Source organism: Flavobacterium sp. N2550, from assembly GCF_025947265.1.
GTDB classification, from domain to species: Bacteria; Bacteroidota; Bacteroidia; order Flavobacteriales; family Flavobacteriaceae; genus Flavobacterium; species Flavobacterium endophyticum.
The window spans coordinates 3,314,632-3,329,720 of record NZ_CP110007.1 but is presented as its reverse complement, the minus strand read 5'-3'; the positions used below and the strand labels follow the sequence as shown (position 1 = coordinate 3,329,720).

Here is a 15,089-nt window from a genome sequence, read left to right as displayed (position 1 = left end):
AGTACGATGAATTTTTTTAAAAAACGAAACCTGCAAAATACATTCAAAACCATTGCGATAGGAGCTTTGCTGCTTTCCTTTGGAGAAAGTTTTTCGCAACAAAAAACATATTGCAATCCGATAAATGTAGATTACGGCTATTGCCCGATTCCTAATTTTGTAACCCAAGGAAAGCACCGAGCAACCGCTGATCCGGTAATCACTAATTTCAAGGGAGAATATTATTTGTTTTCTACGAACCAATGGGGTTATTGGCATAGCGCCGATATGCTTGATTGGAAATTCATTCCAAGAAAATTCCTCCGTCCAGAGCATAAAGTGTATGACGAGCTCTGTGCGCCGTCTCTGTCTTTTGTCAATGATACGTTGTTGGTAATCGGTTCGACGCATACCAAAGAATTTCCAATCTGGATGAGCAAGAATCCAAAAGTAGATGATTGGAAAGAACTGGTACATAAATCAGAAGCTGGTGCTTGGGATCCGCAGATTTTCTGGGATAAAGAAAAAGACGAAGTCTATATGTATTACGGTTCTAGCAATTTATATCCTTTATACGGAATGAAACTGAACCGCAAGACCTTCCAGCCTGAAGGTGAGCGTATTCCTGTTTTGGCCTTAAATGATGACGAGCACGGCTGGGAACGTTTTGGAGAATACAATGACAATACCTTTTTGCAACCTTTTACCGAAGGTGCTTTTATGACCAAACATAACAATAAGTATTATCTGCAATATGGTGCGCCTGGGACAGAATTTAGCGGTTATGCAGATGGAGTATACGTCAGTTCCAATCCTCTTGGGCCCTTTGAATACCAATCGCACAATCCGTTTTCATACAAACCGGGCGGATTTGCAAGAGGAGCAGGGCATGGGGCAACTTATCAGGACACTAACAATGAGTATTGGCATGTTTCAACCATCGTAATTTCTACAAAAAATAATTTCGAAAGAAGAATCGGAATCTGGCCCGCAGGTTTTGATGAAGACGGAATCATGTACTCGAACACAGCCTACGGCGACTATCCAACGTACCTGCCATCGCAAAAAAAGAATCATTTGAATGAAAACTTTTCTGGCTGGATGCTTTTGAATTACAATAAGCCTGTCCAAGTTTCGTCAACTTTGGGCGGTTTCCAAGCTAATTTTGCGACAGATGAAGATATAAAAACCTATTGGTCGGCAAAAACTTCAAATAAAGGAGAATACCTGATTTCGGATTTAGGCGAAAAGTCTATAATCAATGCCATCCAGATTAATTATGCAGATCAGGACGTAGAATTAATGGGCAAACCTGAAACGACTACGGGTCACAAGTATATTATCTATTCGTCGAATGATGGAAAAAGCTGGAAAAAAGCTGTCGATAAAAGCAAAAATACCAAAGACGTGCCACACGATTATACCGAATTAGAAAAACCGATTACGGCAAGATATCTAAAGCTAGAAAATATACAGATGCCGACAGGGAAATTTGCAATCAGCGGTTTTAGGGTTTTTGGAAAAGGCTCCGGTACAAAGCCAAATGCGGTACAAAATTTTGCGCCTCTAAGAGCGGAAGCTAAGAAAAAAGGCGAGAGGAGAAACGTTTGGTTCAAATGGCAGCAAGAACCAAATGCTGACGGATATGTAATCTATTTTGGAAAATCGCCTGAGAAATTATACGGTTCTATCATGGTCTATGGCAAAAATGAATATTATTTTAACGGATTGGATCGTTCGGATGCTTATTATTTCCAAATCGAAGCTTTTAATAATAACGGCATTGGACCAAAATCAGAGGTTAAAAAATCAGAATAGAAAAAAACACGTAAAAAAAGGTTTCGCAAACGTTGTATTTTGATTAAAAAACAGCTTAAGAAATCGTTTTCGTTAATAACTATCTTGTAATGTGTTGCTCGATGTTTTCATATAAATGTATATTTATCAAAAATTAAATCTTTTTTTTAAATACAATCTTATTTTTTATTGCTTTAACTAAACTATCTTAATAAATGAGTTCAGAAACTAAAACAAATTATCCTGCGCTGTATACTTTGATTACAGTATTTTTCTTTTGGGGATTTATTGCTGCTGGAAACAGTATTTTCATCCCTTTTTGCAAAAGCTATTTTTCGCTAGACCAATTTCAGTCACAGCTGATTGACTTTGCTTTTTATACGGCTTATTATTTAGGAGCATTGCTTCTTTTTATATTTGGAGCTGTAAATGGAAAAGATTTAGTCGGAAAATGGGGCTATAAAAGAAGTATCGTTTACGGATTGTTATTTTCTGCTTTAGGAGCTGGAGCTATGATTATTGCGGTTGAAGCGAATGTATATGCCGGAATGCTTGTCGGTTTGTTTATCGTGGCCTTAGGCTTTTCATTACAACAGACAGCGGCCAATCCTTTTGCAGTTTTATTGGGTGATCCAAAAACAGGGACGAGCCGTCAGAATTTAGCGGGAGGAATCAACTCATTTGGAACTACAATCGGACCTATCATCGTTGGTTTCGCCTTATTCGGAACAGCAGCAGCAGTTAGCGACGACCAGATTAAAGGTTTAGGTTTAGATAAAGTAATTTTATTATACGTAGGCGTAGGAATCTTATTCTTGATTGCGGCCAGCGTATTTTACTTCTCAAAAAAATTACCAGCGGGAATCTCTGATGAGCCGATGGAAAAAGCAAACAAAGCTTTGACGACATTAATCATAATGACGGGATTATTGGCAATTATGTTTGCGCCGGTTTTTAACAGTTACAACTCGCCAGAAGCGATAAGAATAGTAGAAATTGAAAAATCAATCGAACCTACTACAAAAGAAATCAAGAAGCTAAGCGACAATTTGGTAAAAATCAAGAAAGACAAAGTACTTACTGAAGAGCAAAAAACTACCGCTTCTGAAGAAATCAAGAATGAAATCAAAGTTTTAGAATTAAGCGTAGAGCCACAGCATGCAGAAATCAAAGCTATCAGACATCCTCTTGAAAAATATAGAATGTACTGGCTTTCTGGAGCTCTGGTAGTGATTGTGGGCGGACTTTTATTTGCCAACAGAAGCGCGCAAAAGAAAAACGAAGGCTGGGGTGCCATGAAATACCCTCAATTGGTTTTGGGTATGCTTGCCATCTTTACGTATGTTGGAGTAGAAGTAGCCGTAGGTAGTAACTTAGGAGAATTGCTGAAACTGCCAGAATTCGGAAGTTTCCAATCTTCAGAAATTGCACCGTATATCTCAATGTATTGGGGAAGCTTGATGATCGGCCGTTGGGCTGGAGCTATCAGCGTTTTTAACCTAAGTGCCAGCAAAAGACAATTGGCTTTGATTATTGTTCCGTTGATTGCTTTCTCAGTAATTATAGGAGTAAATACGATTGCGCAGCAAGATATGACGCCGTTGTATTATTATGTAATCTGCGTATTGCTGCAAGTTTTAGTATTCTTCCTTAGTAAAAACAAACCAGCAAGAACACTAATCTTGTTCGGAATGATGGGCGTTATTGCTATGCTAATCGGATTGTTCTCAACAGGAACTGTAGCAATCTACGCTTTCCTTGCAGGTGGATTAGCTTGTAGTATCATGTGGCCGTCAATTTTTACATTGTCGATAACAGGTCTTGGAAAATACACAGCTCAAGGTTCTGCATTCTTGGTCATGATGATTTTGGGTGGTGGAATCATTCCTCCAATCCAAGGAAAATTGTCTGATATCATCGGAATCCATGCTTCGTATGTTGTGCCTGTAATTTGTTTTGCTTATTTGACTTTCTTCGCGATTGCGGTAAAAGGAATCCTAAAAAGACAGAACATAGATGTAGATGCTATCGAAGCTGAAGGAGCACATTAATTTATCTTAACGAATTCATAATAAAGAATCCGGAGCAGATTGTATTACCTACATTTGCTTCGGATTTTTTACTTCTACATGAGACTTTCAAAATACTATTTGGCGGCGATTACAGCCTTTATAATCTGGGGATTTTTCAGTCTGGCTTTAAAGCCATTACATAATTATCCGTCCTTAGATATTTTGTTTTATAGGGTATTCCTTTGTGTCGTCTTGATGATGGGAATCAATCTTTTTTTTAGAAGAAAGACCTTGAAAGAAACCAAGGAAAATTTCAAACTCATGTCGCCGGTTCAAAAAAGAAACGTTGTCCTTCTCACACTGGGGGGCTCCTTGCTTTTATCTGCCAATTGGTTCTTTTTTATCTATGTCATGAACCATGTGAGTGTGAAAGCCGCCTCGTTTGCCTATCTAGTCTGTCCGATCCTGACGACTGTTTTTGCCTATTTCATATTGAAGGAAAAATTAAACAAATGGCAATGGACAGCTGTTGGATTGAGTATTTTTAGCTGTGTCTTGTTATCGTTTAATCATTTTATGGATATTTTTTACAGCTTGATTGTGGCTGCCACGTATGCTTTGTATCTTGTTTCACAGCGAAAAAATACGGCAATCGATAAGTTTTTATTGCTAACGTTGCAATTAACGACCACGGCCATCATTCTCTTGCCATTTTATCCTTTTTATAGTTCCGAAGTTCCCACAGCATTTGATTTTTATTTCTTTTTGGTAATTATCGTTGTCCTGTTTACGATTATTCCGCTGTTCCTGAACTTATATGCCTTGAAAGGAGTTAATTCTTCTACAGTAGGGATTTTGCTTTATATCAATCCGCTGATCAACTTTTTCCTAGCCATTTTTTATTACAAAGAAGAAATTACCCCTTTTCAGATTATAGCCTATTCTCTGATATTGCTTTCGATTATTGTTTTCAACAGCAAGCATATTTTTAAGTCAAAGCCAAAAGAACTGCAAGCCAAAGATATTTTGTAATTCATTTTATATCACGACTTTTGTATCATGAAAAATGTATATCTCGATAATGCTTCCACAACAGCCTTGCGACCAGAAGTTATCCAAGAAATAACTCGCGTGATGCAGGAAGATTATGGAAATCCTTCATCGACCCACAGTTTTGGAAGAACGGCCAAAAACATACTCGAATCTTCAAGAAAATCAATTGCAAAACAGCTCAATGCGACGGCTCAGGAAATTATTTTTACCTCTGGCGGGACAGAAGCCGATAACTGGATTCTTCGTTCTGCAGTGGAAGATTTAAAAATAAAAAGAATCATCACAAGTAAGATTGAGCATCATGCGGTGCTGAATTCTGTTTTGGCATTGCAGGAAGAATATGCTATTCAAGTAGATTATGTCAATCTGAAATCGAATGGGGAGATTGATATCAATCATTTAGTAGAATTGCTCTCGCAAGAAATTCCGACGTTAGTTTCATTGATGCACGTAAATAATGAGACAGGAACTATTCTCGATATCGAAAAAACGGCAAGACTTTGTAAACAATATAAGGCCTTTTTTCATTCCGATACCATACAGTCTATAGGAAAAACAGAAATCGACCTGCAAAAGACTGAAGTAGATTTTATCGTTGCCAGCGCTCATAAATTCCACGGACCGAAGGGAATTGGCTTTGCTTTTATCAGAAAAAATTCAGGATTACAGCCGATGATTTTTGGCGGTGAACAAGAAAAAGGACTTCGCGCCGGAACAGAGGCCATCCATAATATTGCTGGAATGGCAAAAGCTTTGGAACTTTCGTATGAAAATTTAGCTGCGGAAAGAAAGCACATTTTATCTATCAAAAACTATTTTGTTGAGCAACTGCAGCTTTATTTCCCTGATTTTAAAATTAATGGAAATCCTGACGGTTTTTATAATATCATCAATGTGCTATTGCCTTTTTCTGAAGAAAAAACGGCTATGATTCTTTTTAGCCTCGACATGAAAGGTATTGCTGTTTCAAGAGGAAGCGCCTGCCAGTCAGGAAGTATCAAACCTTCGCATGTGTTGAAAGAAATGCTTTCAGAAGAAGACATTAAAAAGCCCAGTTTGCGGATTTCTTTGAGCCATTTTAATACAAAAGAAGACATCGATTTGCTAATTGAGGCTTTGAAAACCATATAATTTTCCGAGATAAATTTCATAGTTATTTCATATACAGTTCTAATTTATTCTCTATGTTTGCGTAAAAACAAACTTTATGAAAAGAACATTAATTACCTCAATGGCTATCTTGGGCTTCATTTTTACCTCCACAGCGCAAGACAAAGGAAAACTGGAATTTGGTTTGGGAATAGGCTTGAACAGTTCCAATATCAGCACGACCTATGATTCAGCTGATCCAAGTATCAATTTCAATTTAGGCGCTACGGCAGATTATTATTTTTCTGACCGATGGAGTATCAAAGCTAAATTCATCTATGACAGAAAAGGATGGGACAATGACCTTATTCCAGTTGTAGGTCCTGGTGGATCTAGATTTGTGAGAACAGACATCAATGTAGATTATATTACGGTTCCGGTAATGGCAGGATGGCATTTCGGAAGCAAGAGAAATTGGTATTTAAACTTTGGGCCTTACATTGGCTTTTTGATGAGTGCAAAAGATACGGAGCTTGATTCTGATTTAAAGGATAGTTTTAATACAGTGGATGGCGGTATTGCCTTTGGAATAGGTGTAAAAATTCCAGTATCGGACAAGCTTAAGTTTTTTATCGAATATGAAGGACAGGGCGGTATTGCCGAAGTTTTTAAAAATAATGATGGAGACCAAATTACTAATTCAAGAAGCGCTTTCAATGTAGGAATCAACTTCTTACTTTATTAATAGCACATAAAAACACAAAAAAGCCGTTTTGAATTTCAAAACGGCTTTTTTTATTGTTCTTCTTGCAAATCTAAAATCTGCAATCTGAATTTTTATAAGTGTATTACCTCACCATAAGCATCGGCAGCAGCTTCCATGATAGCCTCACTCATAGTTGGGTGTGGGTGAATCGATTTGATGATTTCATGACCTGTAGTTTCTAATTTTCTAGCTACGACAGCTTCAGCAATCATATCGGTAACACCAGAACCAATCATGTGGCATCCTAACCATTCGCCATATTTGGCATCAAAGATTACTTTTACGAAACCATCAGGAGTTCCAGCAGCTTTTGCTTTTCCAGAAGCAGAGAAAGGGAATTTACCGATTTTCAATTCATAGCCTTTTTCTCTAGCTTGTTTTTCTGTCAAACCAACAGAAGCGATTTCTGGAGTCGCATACGTACAGCCAGGAACGTTTCCGTAATCTAGAGGCTCTACGTGAAGGCCAGCGATTTTTTCAACACAAAGAATTCCTTCTGCAGAAGCAACGTGTGCCAAGGCTTGCCCAGGAACTACATCTCCGATAGCATAGTAACCAGGGATATTAGTTTGATAGTAAGAATTTACTAAAATTTTATCTCTATCAGTTGCAATTCCAACTTCTTCAAGACCGATATTTTCAATATTCGATTTAATTCCGACAGCAGAAAGTACGATATCAGCTTCAAGAATTTCTTCTCCTTTAGCGGTTTTCACGGTAGCTTTTACGCCGTTTCCAGAAGTATCTACTTTTTCAACAGAAGCATTCGTCATCACTTTGATACCTGCTTTTTTCAAAGAACGCTCAAATTGTTTTGAGATATCCTCGTCTTCTACAGGAACTACATTTGGCATAAACTCAACAATAGTAACCTCAGTTCCCATTGCATTGTAAAAATGCGCAAATTCAACTCCAATTGCTCCAGAACCTACCACAATCATTGATTTTGGCTGTTCAGACAACGACATCGCTTGGCGGTATCCGATTACTTTTTTGCCATCTTGTGGCAAGTTTGGCAATTCGCGAGAGCGAGCTCCAGTTGCAATGATGATATGGTCGGCATCATATTCTGTAGTTTTTCCGTCTTTACCAACAACGTCGATTTTCTTTCCGGCTTTTACTTTTCCAGTACCTTCAATAACGTCGATTTTGTTCTTTTTCATCAAAAACTGGATGCCTTTGCTCATTCCGTCGGCAACACCGCGCGAGCGTGAGATTACGGCATTAAAGTCTTTGTCAAATTTTTCAATGGTCAAGCCATAGTCAGAAGCATGTTTTAGGTAATCAAAAACCTGTGCTGATTTTAACAACGCTTTAGTCGGGATACATCCCCAGTTCAAGCAGATACCGCCCAGATTTTCTTTTTCGATTATGGCAACTTTAAAGCCTAATTGCGCTGCTCTGATGGCTGTTACATAACCGCCAGGACCGCTTCCTAAAACAATAATATCGTATTTCATTAGAATATAATTTTTTCTTGTTATTTGAGAGTACGAAAATAGTTAATTATTTGGTCATGGAAAAGTTTCGGAGTTGCAAAGTTTCCACAAGTCTTGTTAGTATCCGTTTTTCTTTTTAGATACGATTCTAATGAATGCGTATAAAATTAATGTCTGCAATATGACATTGATCAGCATAAGCATCATGCCGAAATTAGCAGAACCTTGCGCATAAAATGGATAGCTTTTATCGATAATATAAATCGGAAAGCTTAGAAATATAATCAGCAAACTGCAAATACTTTTTAGAAGCCGACTGGAAGTCTCTTCCATGATAAACGTACAGGATATCGTGATTATAATCTCTAATACGATTACTATAAAAAGAAGTTTGAAAAATAATTTCATGGCTTTCTTTTAGCTTTCTACTGCAAATTGTGAGTAGTAGAGATTTTTATAATAACCTTCCGTTTTGTTGATCAATTCATAATGCGTTCCTTGTTCTACAACATTTCCTTTTTCCATGACGATAATCTTGTCGGCATTGACGATAGTTGCTAAACGATGCGCGATTACGATTGATGTCCTGCCTTTGGTGATGGTTTCGGTTGCTCTTTGGATTAAATCTTCTGAATACGAATCGATAGATGATGTGGCTTCGTCCAAAATCAAAATGCTCGGGTTGCTGACAAAAGCTCTTAAAAAGGCAATCAATTGACGTTGACCAGAAGACAGCATTACGCCACGTTCTTTTACGTTATAATCATAGCCGTGCGGCAGTGTCATGATGAAATCATGCACTCCGATTTCTTTTGCCGCCTTGATAACATCTTCTCTAGAAATATTCGGATTTTCGAGAGTGATATTGTTGTGTATCGTATCTGCAAAAAGGAAAACATCTTGCAATACGACAGCAATTTGATTCCTAAGGCTTTTTAGTGTAAAATCTCGTATGTCGGTACCATCGATAAGGATCTCGCCTCCATTGATTTCATAAAAACGATTCAGCAGGTTTATGATAGTTGATTTTCCTGCTCCAGTGGCCCCAACGATGGCGATAGTTTCGCCTTCTTCTACATGAATATTGATGCCTTTTAAGACATCTTCTTTGCCAGTGTAACTGAAATGCACATCTTTGAAATCAATATTTCCTTTGAAAGTTGGAGCTGTAACTTTTCCTTTGTCTTGGATATGTCCTTCGGTGTCTAAAACTTCAAAAACGCGGTTTGCGGCAATCATTCCCATCTGCATCTCATTAAATTTATCCGCAATCTGACGTAAAGGATTGTAAAGCATTCCGATAAACATAGTGTATGAAAATAAGTCTCCAAACGTTGTAGAACCATTTCCTGCCAAAATGTTCAATCCGCCGTACCATACGACCAATCCTAGCGAAATAGACGAAACAATATCGGCAATCGGGAAGAAAATCGAGTTGTACCAAACGTTTTTAATCCACGCTTTTTTATGCTTATCATTGATTATCTTGAACTTTTCATATTCGATATCCTCTCTTGAAAAAAGCTGTACGATTTTCATTCCAGTTACGCGCTCTTGTACAAATGTATTCAGGTTGGCAATCTGTGTTCGTACTTCTTCAAAAGCAACCTGCATCTTTTTTTGGAAAACACGTGTCGCATAGACCAAAACAGGCATAGCACACATGACGATAATCGTAAGCTTCCAGTTCATGTAGAACATAAAGAGCAGTACGACAACCATTTTCAGCAGGTCGCTTATGATCATAAACAATCCTTGGCTGAAAATTTTAGAAATAGATTCAATATCGAAAACGGAGCGGGTTACGAGCTTTCCGACAGGTTCATTGTCGAAATATTTCATCTTAAAGCTCATCAGGTGGTTGAAAAGCTTTACGCGAATATCCCTGATGATGTCTTGTCCGAGCCAGTTGGCAAGAAAGACAAAATAAAATTGAGAGACAACCTCTACGATCAAGGCTCCTCCCATCAAAAGGATAAAGTATAGCAAACCTGTGGCATCTTCTTTTTGTATGTAGCTGTCGACTGTTTGTTTTAATAAATAGGGACGGAGTGCCGCAAAAATCGACAAGGTAACCGCAAATACAATAACCCAATAATATCGGGATTTGTACGGTTTTGTGTACTCCATTATTCGTTTAAATATTTTGGTATCTGATGCTTTCATTGCTTTATTTGAGGCTATTTTTTGTCAGCGGGCTCGTTGCTGTAAATATAAGGATATTCTACTTTTGTCAAAAACAGGCCGTGTGCCGGAGCAGAAGGCCCTGCTTGATTTCGATCTTTACTTTCGATGATTTTCCTGAAATCTTCCAAACTTGTTTTTCCAATTCCGACTTCTACCAAGGTGCCTACAATAGCGCGGACCATGTTTCGGAGAAAGCGATCTGCTGCAATCGTGAAAATTAGCTTATTGTCATTTTGTTTCCAATCAGCTTCCATGATCTTGCATTGGAATGTTTTGACATCGGTATTTACTTTTGAAAAACATTGGAAATCGCTAAACTCAAAAAGAATTTTTGCAGCTTGATTCATCTTTTCAATATCCAGCTTTTGATGGAAATACCAGCTGTGCTGTTCCTCAAAGACATCCTTTATAGTATTGATATGATATTCATACGTACGTTTCACAGCATCAAAACGAGCATGTGCATCGTCACTTACAGAATGAATATGGATGATGGCAATGTCTTTTGGAAGATAAGAATTCAGCTTTGCTTTTAAAAAATCGATGTCTAACGAATTTTCCACATTAAAGTGTGCAAACATCTGCTTGGCATGAACACCAGTATCAGTCCTTCCAGCTCCCATAATTTCTATCGTATCTCTGAGCAAGACAGAAAGCGCCTTGCCTAATGTTTCTTGAACAGAAGGAGCATTCGGCTGCTGTTGCCATCCGTGATAATTTTTTCCGTTATACGCGAATTCGATGAAATATCTCAAGGTGAAGTAAATCCAAAGTTTTTGAAGAACAAAGATAGTTATAAGTTGGGATGCAAAGTTTCAATTTTTTCTTAAAAGTTATGAACTAAAACATCGGATCTTCGGCTTTAGAAACGGAAACTTTGTAATTTTACCCAGATATAATTTAAAAATTGATGAGAAAAATTCTTTTGCTTTCTGATACGCATGGTCATATTGACGATACAATCTTAAAGTATGTCGATCAGGCTGATGAGGTATGGCATGCAGGTGATATCGGAGATTTGAACGTGACGGATACTCTAAAAAAGCATAAGCCCCTGCGTGCTGTTTTTGGAAATATTGACGGCGACAAAGCAAGAATGGAATTTCCGCTCCACAATAGGTTTATGTGCGAAGATGTCGATGTATGGATTACTCATATCGGAGGATATCCTGGAAAATATAGCCCTGCTATCAAAAACGAGATTGCAATAAATCCACCTAAACTTTTTATTACCGGACATTCCCATATATTGAAAGTAATGTTTGATAAAAAATTAAACCTGCTCCATATGAATCCAGGCGCTTGCGGAATCCATGGTTTTCATCAAGTACGGACAATGCTTCGTTTTGTAATTGAAGGCGATAAAATCAAAGATTTAGAAGTGATTGAGATAGGGAAGAAGCCTTAAGCTTTCGAAATTTGTATCTTGATATAAATTAGCGTTCCCGCGTTTATTTTTGAGTTGATGGTAATGCTACCTTTCAAATGTTTTATCCTAGATTTTATCTGTGTAAGTCCAAAACCATCGCTGGAGAGTTCTTTGCTGGTGTCGAATCCTTTACCATCGTCTTCAATCGTTATCAAGAGCTGGTCGCCGTTTTCTTCTAAAGTGATATACGCCTTTGAAGCTTTGCTATGTTTCATGATATTATTGAAAAGCTCTGCGATGATAAAATAGACACGCATTTCAAATTCTTCATTGTAGCGTTTTCCCTGTGGCACATAGCTTGAATATTCGAATTGGAGAATCGAATTGGAATTTTTTTCGCATAAATCCTGCAAAGCATGGAAAATCCCAAATTTGGCTAACAATGGCGGAATCAATTCATGCGATAGGTCTCTTACATTGTCATGTGCTTCTTTTAGAATGGCCCTTGTCTTTTGTATCTCTTCCGAATGTTCAGTAGGATTGTTTGCACTATAGGCAGAAAGATGAAGTCCGGCAGATGACAAGAGTGCACTGATGCTGTCATGTAATATAGTAGCAATATTTTTTCGCTCGATTTCTTGTCCGTCGATTGTTGCGTTGATTATATTCTGTTTAATCTGCCTGTCAAATTCTATAAATTTATTTTTTTGCTTAAGCCTTAAATTTTGATAGAAGAAATAGAATAAGATAGTACTGAAGGCAAAAAGTGCAATAAAAATCAAGATTATCTTTTGGTTATTTTTTTGCTTTTCTTCTAGTAACCGTTGCTTTTCCTTGTTTTCATTTTCGATTTTCTCAATTTTATACTTTGTTTCAACGTCAGAGATAGCTCGCTTTATATTGTCTTCATAAATAGTCTCGTTGACATGAAAATATTTATTCATGTAATCGATGGCATTTTTATAATCGCCGACCATTTCGTAACCGTATGACAGGTTGAGATAAGTATCTCCGACCTCTTGAGAGATAGTATCTTTTGGGTTTATAGCCAACGATTTTAGGTATTGCTCGATACCTTTTTTGTAGTTTTTTTCGACGACGAGATAATGATAGCCCAAATTGCTCAATGCAGTACAAATTTGCCTGATATTGTTTGACTTTTCAGAGTAATACATAGAAGAATCCAAGTATTTTCTGGCCAGATGGTATTTCTGATTTGTAATGTAATAGCTGTAATAATTATTATAGCTGAAGGCTAATTCATTCGGGTCATTTAATTCTTTGGCACTTTTCATGATTTTTTCCATATAGTAAAAAGCACTATCGGAATTAGTCATGATATGGACTTTGAAAAGCCTTTGGTATATAAAGGAATTTTGGTTTATAAGCTTGTTTTTTCGGCCTATAGAAAGAGATTTGTAGTAATAGTTTTTTGCCTTATCATAATTTCGGATAGAGGCATAACGATGCCCAATATCTTCTAAGATTTCCATTCTAGATTTTGTGATATTGTGCTCTTCGGCAATTTTTAATGCTTTAAATAACGTCTCAAAGGATTTTTGATTATCGTTAAGCATAAAATAGATGTCAGCCTTTTTGAGGCTGACATCGCAATACTTTTTGTAATCTTTGTTTTCTAGATAAAATTTTGACTTTTCTCTCGAATATTTTAATCCTTTCAGATAGTCTTTGTTCTCAATATAGTAAGATAAAGAGTCTTGAGTTTTATTTTGAGTAATGGCAAATCCAGAAAAAGTAAAGAATAGCAGTATTGTCCAAAACGGAAATTTGAAATTAGTCCATTTTAAGATCATCTATCCTAAGTCTCGGTTTTTTAGTTACAGGATCACCAAGGCCTCCTCCTCCGTTAGAATTACCATCAGGCAGTTCGAAATCTACAGTTAATACATTGTCAATACAAGTATAAGACTCTTCATAAAGTACAAACTCTGGTGAAGGATCTTTTTCGTATGGCTTTAAGGTAACCGCGATGATGTTAACATCATAAGGATCTAAATAAGTGGTATACTCGCAGTTAATTGGAATTTGAAAAGCTACTTTAAAGGATTCTTCATCTTTTCCAACTCCATAGTTTTTTAAAAATAGTGACATAATTACTGATTTATAGGTTAATTAATTAAGTTATGTTTCAAGGCATATTTTACCAACCCAATTGTGGTTTTCACATTGAGTTTCTTTATTAAGTTTTTCCGGTGGGTTTCAACGGTATTGGTGCTGATATTCAGCTCTTCTCCAATCTGTGTTCCGCTATATTCCATTGTGATGAGTTTCAGTACTTCCAATTCCCTTTCTGTAATTGAAGAAAGCGGCATGGCTTCGCTGATGTAACTCTGCTGTGGGATTTTAGAAAACGAGTCAAAAATCCGGTCGCGTATGGATTGCGAGAAATATTCTTCGCCATTTGCGACTGCATTTATAGCTTCAATAATATTTTCTCCGGCACTTTGTTTACTAAGATATCCATTAGCGCCTAGTTTCAATACTTCTTTTATGATTTTCACGTCATCATAGCTGGAGAGGATGATGACCTTGCAGCAAAAACCTTTTACAGAAAATTCACGCAGTACTTCAATGCCGTCTTTTTTAGGCATGTTAATGTCCATAACAAGTACGTCTGCCTTGTTTTTTAAGACATCTTCAACTAGATTTTCACCGTTTAGGGAGTATCCGGCCACCTCAAATCTCTTATTTGTCTTCAGCATAGAAAGCATTCCGTCAATCAGAACTTGGTGATCGTCAGCTAGATATATTCTTATTTTTGTGTCCATTTATGGGGAAATTGGCTTAACCAAATTTAACTTTTTTTTTTGAAGTAATGCCACAAGAATTTAATTTACCTTACGAAATGCGATAAAAATCGATGAAATACAAAAAAAGCCTGAACACAGTCCAGGCTTTTTTACGCACTAAATAAAACTAAGTTTATAGGTTTATCTCAATCGATCCACAGATTTTACGAGATCTTCATCCTTTTTTATGGCTTTGTTTGCAAGCACTAAAAAAACGATAGAAAAAATAGGTAGAAACATCCCAATACCCTTCTCTGAGGTCGCCACCTCTCCGGATAAGCTTAGTGAATGATATACAAATAATCCTAATAAAATTAAATTTAATATGATGTTCAATCTGCCCAAGACAAATTGCAGTTTTCGATTTTTAAACAAAAAAATAGTAATTAGGGAAAGAGCAGCACTCAAGCCAAACAAAATCATATCCGACATGTGATCCATTGCAAATGTTTTTTGACCAGCAGAAGAAGTTTCTAATGGAAAAACAAAAGGCAATATTCCCATAATAATAAAGGCAATCAGTAGATAAATAGTCTGGATTCTCTGAATCATTAATTCTTTGTTTTGTTCCACAAAAATATATTTTCT

Annotated in this window: 14 protein-coding genes; 6 read left to right on the top strand and 8 right to left on the bottom strand. The window is 37.0% G+C overall.

The genetic code is table 11. From position 1 onward, the window contains the following. Positions 1-6: 6 nt before the first annotated feature. The 5 genes from OLM56_RS14705 (at position 7) to OLM56_RS14685 (ending at position 6,675) form a co-directional block, all read left to right on the top strand. Positions 7-1,797 (top strand): discoidin domain-containing protein, encoded by a 1,791-nt coding sequence (locus OLM56_RS14705; protein ID WP_264527516.1) that lies wholly within the window; start codon positions 7-9, stop codon positions 1,795-1,797. 194 nt (positions 1,798-1,991) lie between these two features. Next, entirely contained in the window at positions 1,992-3,827 is a 1,836-nt protein-coding gene (locus OLM56_RS14700) for an MFS transporter (RefSeq protein ID WP_121374545.1), read from the top strand. 78 nt (positions 3,828-3,905) lie between these two features. After that, positions 3,906-4,820: an EamA family transporter gene (locus OLM56_RS14695; RefSeq protein WP_121374544.1), complete on the top strand. Its 915-nt coding sequence runs from the start codon at positions 3,906-3,908 to the stop codon at positions 4,818-4,820. A 27-nt stretch (positions 4,821-4,847) separates the two neighbouring features. Further along, positions 4,848-5,972 (top strand): cysteine desulfurase family protein, encoded by a 1,125-nt coding sequence (locus tag OLM56_RS14690; RefSeq protein ID WP_264527515.1) that lies wholly within the window; start codon positions 4,848-4,850, stop codon positions 5,970-5,972. 76 nt (positions 5,973-6,048) lie between these two features. After that, positions 6,049-6,675: a porin family protein gene (locus OLM56_RS14685; protein ID WP_182492215.1), complete on the top strand. Its 627-nt coding sequence runs from the start codon at positions 6,049-6,051 to the stop codon at positions 6,673-6,675. A 92-nt stretch (positions 6,676-6,767) separates the two neighbouring features. On the opposite strand, the gene lpdA is transcribed toward OLM56_RS14685, so the two are convergent. The 4 genes from lpdA to truA form a co-directional block, all read right to left on the bottom strand. After that, the gene (gene lpdA / locus OLM56_RS14680; RefSeq protein WP_121374541.1) at positions 6,768-8,156 is read right to left on the bottom strand and encodes a dihydrolipoyl dehydrogenase; all 1,389 of its coding nucleotides are present in this window, start codon (positions 8,154-8,156) and stop codon (positions 6,768-6,770) included. A 96-nt stretch (positions 8,157-8,252) separates the two neighbouring features. Next, positions 8,253-8,543 carry a hypothetical protein gene (locus tag OLM56_RS14675; protein ID WP_264527514.1) on the bottom strand — a complete coding sequence of 97 codons (291 nt, stop codon included), beginning with the start codon at positions 8,541-8,543 and terminating at the stop codon, positions 8,253-8,255. Between the two features lie 9 nt (positions 8,544-8,552). Further along, positions 8,553-10,301 (bottom strand): ABC transporter ATP-binding protein, encoded by a 1,749-nt coding sequence (locus tag OLM56_RS14670; protein WP_264527513.1) that lies wholly within the window; start codon positions 10,299-10,301, stop codon positions 8,553-8,555. 14 nt (positions 10,302-10,315) lie between these two features. After that, positions 10,316-11,077 carry a tRNA pseudouridine(38-40) synthase TruA gene (gene truA, locus OLM56_RS14665; protein WP_264527512.1) on the bottom strand — a complete coding sequence of 254 codons (762 nt, stop codon included), beginning with the start codon at positions 11,075-11,077 and terminating at the stop codon, positions 10,316-10,318. Between the two features lie 155 nt (positions 11,078-11,232). On the opposite strand from truA, the gene OLM56_RS14660 reads away from it, so the two are divergent. Further along, positions 11,233-11,730: a metallophosphoesterase family protein gene (locus OLM56_RS14660; protein ID WP_264527511.1), complete on the top strand. Its 498-nt coding sequence runs from the start codon at positions 11,233-11,235 to the stop codon at positions 11,728-11,730. Here OLM56_RS14660 and OLM56_RS14655 read toward each other — a convergent pair. The 4 genes from OLM56_RS14655 to OLM56_RS14640 form a co-directional block, all read right to left on the bottom strand. Then, a complete protein-coding gene (locus OLM56_RS14655; protein WP_182492211.1) occupies positions 11,727-13,505 on the bottom strand; it encodes an ATP-binding protein in 1,779 nt (592 codons plus the stop codon). The genes OLM56_RS14660 and OLM56_RS14655 overlap by 4 nt on opposite strands. Next, positions 13,486-13,803 carry a hypothetical protein gene (locus OLM56_RS14650; protein WP_121374535.1) on the bottom strand — a complete coding sequence of 106 codons (318 nt, stop codon included), beginning with the start codon at positions 13,801-13,803 and terminating at the stop codon, positions 13,486-13,488. Before OLM56_RS14650 ends, OLM56_RS14655 begins: the two co-directional genes overlap by 20 nt. A gap of 17 nt (positions 13,804-13,820) precedes the next feature. Beyond that, on the bottom strand, positions 13,821-14,480 hold the full coding sequence (locus tag OLM56_RS14645; protein WP_121374534.1) for a response regulator transcription factor: 660 nt from the start codon (positions 14,478-14,480) through the stop codon (positions 13,821-13,823). A 162-nt stretch (positions 14,481-14,642) separates the two neighbouring features. After that, on the bottom strand, positions 14,643-15,053 hold the full coding sequence (locus tag OLM56_RS14640; protein ID WP_121376184.1) for a DUF4293 domain-containing protein: 411 nt from the start codon (positions 15,051-15,053) through the stop codon (positions 14,643-14,645). Positions 15,054-15,089: the final 36 nt, after the last annotated feature.

Bases quoted from the DNA above. Each gene is read 5' to 3' on its own strand.
- OLM56_RS14705 (WP_264527516.1), top strand. From the start codon at position 7: ATGAATTTTTTTAAAAAACGAAACCTGCAAAATACATTCAAAACCATT.
- OLM56_RS14700 (WP_121374545.1), top strand. From the start codon at position 1,992: ATGAGTTCAGAAACTAAAACAAATTATCCTGCGCTGTATACTTTGATT.
- OLM56_RS14695 (WP_121374544.1), top strand. From the start codon at position 3,906: ATGAGACTTTCAAAATACTATTTGGCGGCGATTACAGCCTTTATAATC.
- OLM56_RS14690 (WP_264527515.1), top strand. From the start codon at position 4,848: ATGAAAAATGTATATCTCGATAATGCTTCCACAACAGCCTTGCGACCA.
- OLM56_RS14685 (WP_182492215.1), top strand. From the start codon at position 6,049: ATGAAAAGAACATTAATTACCTCAATGGCTATCTTGGGCTTCATTTTT.
- lpdA (WP_121374541.1), bottom strand. From the start codon at position 8,156: ATGAAATACGATATTATTGTTTTAGGAAGCGGTCCTGGCGGTTATGTA.
- OLM56_RS14675 (WP_264527514.1), bottom strand. From the start codon at position 8,543: ATGAAATTATTTTTCAAACTTCTTTTTATAGTAATCGTATTAGAGATT.
- OLM56_RS14670 (WP_264527513.1), bottom strand. From the start codon at position 10,301: ATGAAAGCATCAGATACCAAAATATTTAAACGAATAATGGAGTACACA.
- OLM56_RS14660 (WP_264527511.1), top strand. From the start codon at position 11,233: ATGAGAAAAATTCTTTTGCTTTCTGATACGCATGGTCATATTGACGAT.
- OLM56_RS14655 (WP_182492211.1), bottom strand. From the start codon at position 13,505: ATGATCTTAAAATGGACTAATTTCAAATTTCCGTTTTGGACAATACTG.
- OLM56_RS14650 (WP_121374535.1), bottom strand. From the start codon at position 13,803: ATGTCACTATTTTTAAAAAACTATGGAGTTGGAAAAGATGAAGAATCC.
- OLM56_RS14645 (WP_121374534.1), bottom strand. From the start codon at position 14,480: ATGGACACAAAAATAAGAATATATCTAGCTGACGATCACCAAGTTCTG.
- OLM56_RS14640 (WP_121376184.1), bottom strand. From the start codon at position 15,053: ATGATTCAGAGAATCCAGACTATTTATCTACTGATTGCCTTTATTATT.